The organism is Streptomyces sp. NPDC059853, from assembly GCF_042731495.1.
GTDB lineage: Bacteria > Actinomycetota > Actinomycetes > Streptomycetales > Streptomycetaceae > Streptomyces.
The window spans coordinates 1-4,978 of the sequence record NZ_JBHWJL010000094.1 but is presented as its reverse complement, the minus strand read 5'-3'; the positions used below and the strand labels follow the sequence as shown (position 1 = coordinate 4,978).

The window sequence follows — 4,978 nt, the reverse complement described above, 5'->3', positions numbered from 1 at the left end:
CCGACACGTACCCGCTGCTGGCCGGTGCCACGAGCGAGACCGCCGGGGTCCCGGCGGCCGAGGAGTTCCGGGCCGGCCTCGACCTCCTCCTCTCGGGCCTGAGCGCCGCGCCCCGTTGACGTGTCCCGCGTAGCAGAATCGATTCTGACGGGGGTGGGTGGATTTCATGATGGACGGAGAGGCGACATGGCCGATGAGCCCCGCAGGAGGAACGACATGACTGTTGCCCCCGAGCGAACGGAATTGCCCGTGGCGGTGCGGGCCAAGACCCTCATGGATCTGGCTGAGCTGACCAACACGGTGCTGCCCGGCCATCGCTCGGAAATCCTGGAAGGGCAGCTCATCGTGACTCCAGCCGCCAGCGGTGTGCACGCACGTTCGCTTTCCCGTCTCATGCAGGCGCTTGACCCGTTGATGGGTGGAGAGACCGATGTGGTCCAAGCAGTAGGCCTGTGGCTCACCACCGGCAGGGAAGATCATGCGATCCCGGATCTGGCTGTGGTGGACGAGGACTTCGAAGACCATGAACTCGCCTACAACTGCTATCCGCCTTCCGTGTTCCGCATGGTCGTGGAGATCACTTCCTCCAATTGGCGCGATGACCTGGAGCGCAAGCCCACCGCCTACGCCGCTGCGGGCGTACCGGTCTACGTGATCGTGGACCGCAGGCATGAGAACGTCATCGTCCTCACGGACCCCGTGGATGATGAATACCGCACACGGTCCGAGCACAGGGCCGGAGAATCTTTCGTCTTCCCCGAGTCCATCGGAGCCAAGATCGAAATCGAGGTTGATCTCCTGCTCAACCCTGCCCGTGCAGCAACCAACGGACGCGGATTCCGTCATCTGGGGTGACGTACGCCGCCACCGTCACCTCGGGCAGCGAGCGGGTCAGTGTCGGGGCGTTGTCGGGTGGGGACCACCCCAATGTGTGGTCCGCCGAGCTGCCCGGCGTGGCGGGCGGGTGGCCTAGGGCCTCCGCCCTCACGCCGTGCTCCTCGCGCAGCCAGTCCTCGAAGGCCGCGCCGCCCACCGTGAACACCGCCGCGTAGGCGCCCACGCGGCGCGCGCAGCGGGTGTCCGCCGCCTCGCCGGGCGGCTCGAAACCGGCCGCCGCGTACGCCTCCTCGCAGGAACTCTCCCGCCAGCCGCCCGCCGCGTGGTTCACGGTGCGGTCCAGGTACCACTGTCCGGCGAAGGCGCTCAGGGTGATGGCCAGCGCCACCGCCACCAGGGAGCGGAAGGCGGGTGGCCGGCCCGGTCTGCGGCGGCGGGAGCGCGCGTACGTGCCCGGCTGCCTGTGCACACGACCACCCCGAAGCTCCGAACCGCCAACGACCCACCAGGTTCGTTCCCCGTCCCCGGCGCCCTCTACCGCCGCTCACCCCCCGTATCCATCCGCTTGCACGATGCACCCATTTGGGTGGAGGTGTGGGGGCGTAGGCTGGGGGAAACCCGGTGCGGCGCCCGTACCGGGCTGTTGTGCGTGCCCCCGTGGCCCCACGCCCCCGTGACCGTCACCGGATGGATGCCCCCATGAGCCTGCACGGCCTGCTCGATGCCGTCACCGAAGACCCCGCCCTCGCCGAGGCGGTCGCCGCCGCGCGCGGCGGCGACCGGCGGCAGGTCGATCTCGTCGGGCCGCCCGCCGCCCGGGCGCTGTCCGTCGCCGCCCTGGCGCGGGGCGCCGGGCGCACCGTGCTGGCGGTGACGGCCACCGGCCGCGAGGCGGAGGACCTGGCCGCCGCGCTGCGCTCGCTGCTGCCGCCGGACGGTGTGGTCGAGTACCCGTCGTGGGAGACGCTGCCGCACGAGCGGCTGTCGCCGCGCGCCGACACCGTCGGCCGCCGGCTGGCGGTGCTGCGGCGGCTGGCCCACCCCCGTACCGACGACCCCGGCGCGGGCCCGGTCTCGGTGGTGGTCGCGCCGATCCGCTCGGTGCTCCAGCCGCAGGTCGCCGGGCTCGGCGACCTGGAGCCGGTGAGCCTGCGCGGCGGGCAGACCGTGGAGCTGGGGCAGCTCACCGAGGCGCTGGCCGCCGCCGCGTACCAGCGGGTGGAGCTGGTGGAGAAGCGCGGCGAGTTCGCGGTGCGCGGCGGCATCGTGGACGTGTTCCCGCCCACCGAGGAGCACCCGCTGCGGGTGGAGCTGTGGGGCGACGAGGTCGAGGAGATCCGGTACTTCAAGGTCGCCGACCAGCGGTCGCTGGAGATCGCCGAGCACGGCCTGTGGGCGCCGCCCTGCCGTGAGCTGCTGCTGACCGCGGCGGTGCGCGAGCGGGCCGCCGCGCTGGCCGAGGAGCACCCGGAGCTGGGCGAGCTGCTGGGCAGGATCGCCGAGGGCATCGCGGTGGAGGGCATGGAGTCGCTCGCCCCGGTGCTGGTGGACGACATGGAGCTGCTGCTGGACGTGCTGCCCGCCGGGTCGATGACCGTGGTGTGCGATCCGGAACGGGTCCGCTCCCGGGCCGCCGACCTGGTGGCCACCAGCCAGGAGTTCCTGATGGCCTCCTGGGCGGCGAGCGCGGGCGGCGGCGAGGCGCCCATCGACGTCGGCGCGGCCTCGCTGCGCGGGATCGCGGAGGTGCGCGAGCACGCGGCGGAGCTGGGCATCCCGTGGTGGACGGTCAGCCCGTTCAGCGCGGACGCCTCCGCCGAGGCGGAGGAGGACACCGTACGGCTGGGGCTGCGGGCCGCCGAGTCCTACCGGGGCGACACGGCGCGGGCGCTGGCCGACACCAAGGGCTGGCTGGCCGACGGCTGGCGGGTGGTCTACCTCACCGAGGGCCAGGGCCCGGCCTCCCGTACCGCCGAGGTGCTGACCGGCGAGGGCATCGCGGCCCGGCTGGCGCAGCGGGGCCTGGAGCCCGGCGCGATCACCCCGGCCGTCGTCCATGTGGCGTGCGGGGCGCTGGAACACGGCTTCACCGATCCGGCGCTGCGGCTCGCGGTCCTCACCGAGACCGATCTGACCGGGCAGAAGGCGGCGGGCCGGGACAGCGCCCGGATGCCGGCCAGGCGGCGCAAGACGCTCGATCCGCTGACCCTGGAGGCGGGCGACTACATCGTGCACGAGCAGCACGGGGTGGGCCGCTACATCGAGATGGTGCAGCGCACCGTCCAGGGCGCCACCCGCGAGTACCTGCTGGTGGAGTACGCCCCGGCCAAGCGCGGCCAGCCCGGCGACCGGCTGTTCGTGCCGACCGACCAGCTGGAGCAGGTCACCAAGTACGTGGGCGGCGAGGCGCCGACCCTGCACCGGCTGGGCGGCGCGGACTGGACCAAGACCAAGGCGCGGGCGAAGAAGGCGGTCAAGGAGATCGCCGCCGATCTGATCAAGCTGTACTCGGCGCGGATGGCGGCCCCCGGGCACGCGTTCGGCCCGGACACCCCGTGGCAGCGGGAGCTGGAGGACGCCTTCCCGTACGCCGAGACCCCCGATCAGCTGACGACGATCGGCGAGGTCAAGGACGACATGGAGAAGTCCGTCCCGATGGACCGGCTGATCTGCGGCGACGTCGGCTACGGCAAGACCGAGATCGCGGTGCGCGCGGCGTTCAAGGCGGTGCAGGAGGGCAAGCAGGTGGCGGTGCTGGTGCCGACCACGCTGCTGGTGCAGCAGCACTTCGGCACCTTCTCGGAGCGGTACGCGCAGTTCCCGGTGGCGGTGCGGGCGCTGTCCCGCTTCCAGTCGGAGACCGACTCCAAGGCGGTGCTGGAAGGGCTGCGGGACGGCTCGGTGGACGTGGTGATCGGCACCCACCGGCTGTTCTCCTCCGAGGTGAAGTTCAAGGACCTCGGCCTGGTCATCGTGGACGAGGAGCAGCGGTTCGGCGTCGAGCACAAGGAGCAGCTGAAGAAGCTGCGGGCGAACGTGGACGTGCTGACGATGTCGGCGACGCCGATCCCGCGCACCCTGGAGATGGCGGTGACCGGCATCCGGGAGATGTCGACGATCACCACGCCGCCGGAGGAGCGGCACCCGGTGCTGACGTTCGTCGGCCCGTACGAGGAGAAGCAGATCGGGGCGGCGCTGCGGCGCGAGCTGCTGCGCGAGGGCCAGGTCTTCTACATCCACAACCGGGTGGACTCCATCGACCGGGCGGCGGCGCGGCTGCGGGCGATCGTGCCGGAGGCGCGGATCGCGACGGCGCACGGGCAGATGAGCGAGTCGGCGCTGGAACAGGTGGTGGTGGACTTCTGGGAGAAGAAGTTCGACGTGCTGGTGTCCACGACGATCGTGGAGTCCGGTATCGACATCTCCAACGCCAACACCCTGATCGTGGAGCGCGGCGACACCTTCGGTCTGTCGCAGCTGCACCAGCTGCGCGGCCGGGTGGGCCGGGGCCGCGAGCGCGGCTACGCCTACTTCCTGTACCCGCCGGAGCGTCCGCTGACGGAGACCGCGCACGAGCGGCTGGCCACCATCGCGCAGCACACCGAGATGGGCGCGGGCATGTACGTGGCGATGAAGGACCTGGAGATCCGGGGCGCGGGCAATCTGCTGGGCGGGGAGCAGTCCGGGCACATCGCGGGCGTCGGCTTCGACCTGTACGTGCGGATGGTCGGCGAGGCGGTGGCGGACTACCGGGCGACGCTGGAGGCCGGCGGCGGCGAGCCGGAGGAGTCGCTGCTGGAGGTGAAGATCGAACTGCCGGTGGACGCCCATGTGCCGCACGACTACGCGCCGGGGGAGCGGCTGCGGCTCCAGGCGTACCGGTCGATCGCGGCGGCGAGTACCGAGGAGGACATCGCGGCGGTGCGCGAGGAGCTGACCGACCGCTACGGCCCGCTGCCGGAGCCGGTGGAGAACCTGCTGCTGGTGGCGGGGCTGCGGATGCTGGCCCGCTCCTGCGGGGTGGGCGACATCACGCTCCAGGGGAACAAGATCCGCTTCTCGCCGGTGGAGCTGCGGGAGTCGCAGGAGCTGCGGCTGAACCGGGTGTACCCGGGTTCGGTGGTGAAGCGGGCGACCGGGC

The 4,978-nt window shown here is 71.9% G+C and carries 3 protein-coding genes; 2 read left to right on the top strand and 1 reads right to left on the bottom strand.

The genetic code is table 11. The annotated features are described in order from the left end of the window. The first annotated feature begins 216 nt into the window (after positions 1-216). Positions 217-855, top strand: coding sequence for a Uma2 family endonuclease (locus ACFV5N_RS12985; RefSeq protein WP_051131197.1), 639 nt, complete (start codon positions 217-219; stop codon positions 853-855). On the opposite strand, the gene ACFV5N_RS12980 is transcribed toward ACFV5N_RS12985, so the two are convergent. Beyond that, on the bottom strand, positions 803-1,306 hold the full coding sequence (locus ACFV5N_RS12980) for a hypothetical protein (protein WP_385598033.1): 504 nt from the start codon (positions 1,304-1,306) through the stop codon (positions 803-805). The genes ACFV5N_RS12985 and ACFV5N_RS12980 overlap by 53 nt on opposite strands. Positions 1,307-1,536: 230 nt before the next feature. Between ACFV5N_RS12980 and mfd the strand changes: the two genes are divergently transcribed. Further along, the coding region (mfd, locus tag ACFV5N_RS12975; RefSeq protein WP_385598030.1) for a transcription-repair coupling factor at positions 1,537-4,978 on the top strand (3,442 nt) is incomplete at its 3' end.